Source organism: Phenylobacterium sp. CCH9-H3 (genome assembly GCF_001557235.1).
Taxonomy (GTDB): domain Bacteria; phylum Pseudomonadota; class Alphaproteobacteria; order Caulobacterales; family Caulobacteraceae; genus Phenylobacterium.
In genome coordinates, this window is sequence record NZ_LSJI01000302.1 from 1 (window position 1) to 1,747 (window position 1,747).

The 1,747-nt window shown below is 65.3% G+C and carries 2 protein-coding genes and 1 pseudogene; 1 reads left to right on the forward strand and 2 read right to left on the reverse strand.

Annotation, left to right across the window (positions count from 1 at the left end; all coding sequences use genetic code 11):
• Window positions 1–663: 663 nt before the first annotated feature.
• Together AX721_RS27680 and AX721_RS27685 are read right to left on the reverse strand one after the other, a co-directional pair.
• Window positions 664–753 (reverse strand): annotated as a pseudogene (locus AX721_RS27680) (IS66 family transposase zinc-finger binding domain-containing protein); the annotation flags it as partial.
• 252 nt (window positions 754–1,005) lie between these two features.
• Window positions 1,006–1,224 carry a transposase gene (locus AX721_RS27685; RefSeq protein WP_197422732.1) on the reverse strand — a complete coding sequence of 73 codons (219 nt, stop codon included), beginning with the start codon at window positions 1,222–1,224 and terminating at the stop codon, window positions 1,006–1,008.
• Window positions 1,225–1,389: 165 nt separating this feature from the next.
• On the opposite strand from AX721_RS27685, the gene AX721_RS26560 reads away from it, so the two are divergent.
• Window positions 1,390–1,747 (forward strand): hypothetical protein (locus AX721_RS26560; RefSeq protein ID WP_197422733.1); only part of this gene is annotated, 358 nt, incomplete at its 3' end.

The following is a 1,747-nucleotide window of genomic DNA, read 5'->3' on the forward strand; positions in this document are numbered from 1 at the left end:
GCTGCTGGGACAGGCGCTGGCCGGTGACGACCAGTTCGTCCACCTGCTGCGCCGCGGCGGGACCCGCCGCCAGCACCGAGGCCAGCGCCATGCCGCCTACCGAAGCCGTGAACCGTCGCATCCCATACCCCCCGCTCGACCACACCCGGGGCGGCTTAGGGACCTCGCGTGTCAGACGCGTCACGCCCGCGCGACGATCGCGTGACAGCGCCTGCATATGCGGCCGGCGAGCAGCGGGGCTTGGCGGGGACGGCTTCCGGCCCCTCTCGCCGGAGCCGGGTGCGACGCCCCCTGACATGGTATCCGCCGCGAACCCTTCCGAGAAGCCGGTCGGACCGACGGAAGTCCTCGCTGCCCCAGGCTCGCCCGTCGCATCCGTCTGGCTAAAGGATCGCCGCGACGCGAACTCGGCGGGCTTGATGTTTCCTGTCTGCCATCCCATTGTGGGTGTCCAGACTGGCTCTCCTCGTCTGGAGCCTCGGCAGGTCGCAAGCTGGACTTTGCGGCTGACCCACGGCCTGCCGAGGCCGTCCCCATCGGACGGGGTCGGCGCAATCTCGCGATATCGACGACCAGCGGCCGGAAGCGTCGCGAACGCGCTTTGGGGTTCTCGACCGTGCCCTTCTGCCATGGCGCCCGCAGGGCGCTGAAGTAGGTCCCAATCCACTGGCGAGGGATCACCTCCAGCGTCTCGGTGACGTCCTCAGCCAGCCTGGAAAGGCGCGTCCCGCCGCACGCGGGGCAGGCGAAGGGCACGGGCGACGACCAGCTCGGCCTCGGCGACATCGGCGCGCGCCTCGGCCGCCCGCAGCGCTTCGAACTCCTCCGGCCTCGGCGAGACGCCCCATCCATGCCTGGATGGAATCACAAAATCCGCCACTTGAGGCGCCCCAAACAGCAGGCCGTCCGGAGAAATTCGCAGCTATCCGGCGCTCGCCGGCCACCAGGTGTGCTGGGGGTTACGCCAGACGATCCCTTCGAGCATGTAGCCCAACTGGGCGGCCGTCAGCGCCACCGCGCGGCCTTGGACGACCGGACATCAAGGTGGATGGCACCGCCACCGGTACAACGGGCTCGTGTGGCCTCCGCGCGCCGCGCGGTTTTCGTCACATTACCGGCCGGCACGAAGGCCTCCGCCAGCAACGCCAGCTTCTGGTCTTCGCTCCATCGGCGGCGCCGCTTCGGTTCCGTGATCAGCGTCGAATACACCACGCCTGCTGCCAACACCGCTCTAACCACCCCGTTAGCAGTGCAGCTATCCCTCAATCACGGGAAGGCGGCCACAATCGCTGATCATTTTGATCGCACGAAATTCACCGTGTAGGCGAATCGGATTGACGCACCGCACTTACGTTGTTTCCATCACGACATGAAATAGGAGAATTCCTCATGCGTTCAGCTCTCCTGACAGCGGCTGTGGTCTCGGTGGCCACCGCCATTTCGGCTGTTCCAGCCGCCGCCGACATCCTCACCTTCGATGGTTCCATCTGCAACGGCGGGAACGCGTGCACGAATTTCGCAGTGATCGACCAAATCTATGGCGACACCACTGGACTTGACGTGATCTGGGATGGGAATTCCCCAGGCAATGACGGGTTCTCTTACTGGGCGGACGCTTATAGTGGCATGACCAATGTGGCGTTCGGCTACGACAACGGGATTGAAATATACTTGAAGCCGCTCGCCGGCTATCAAGTGACGCTACTGGGCTTCGACATCGGCTCCTGGCCAGACATTGATCGCACCT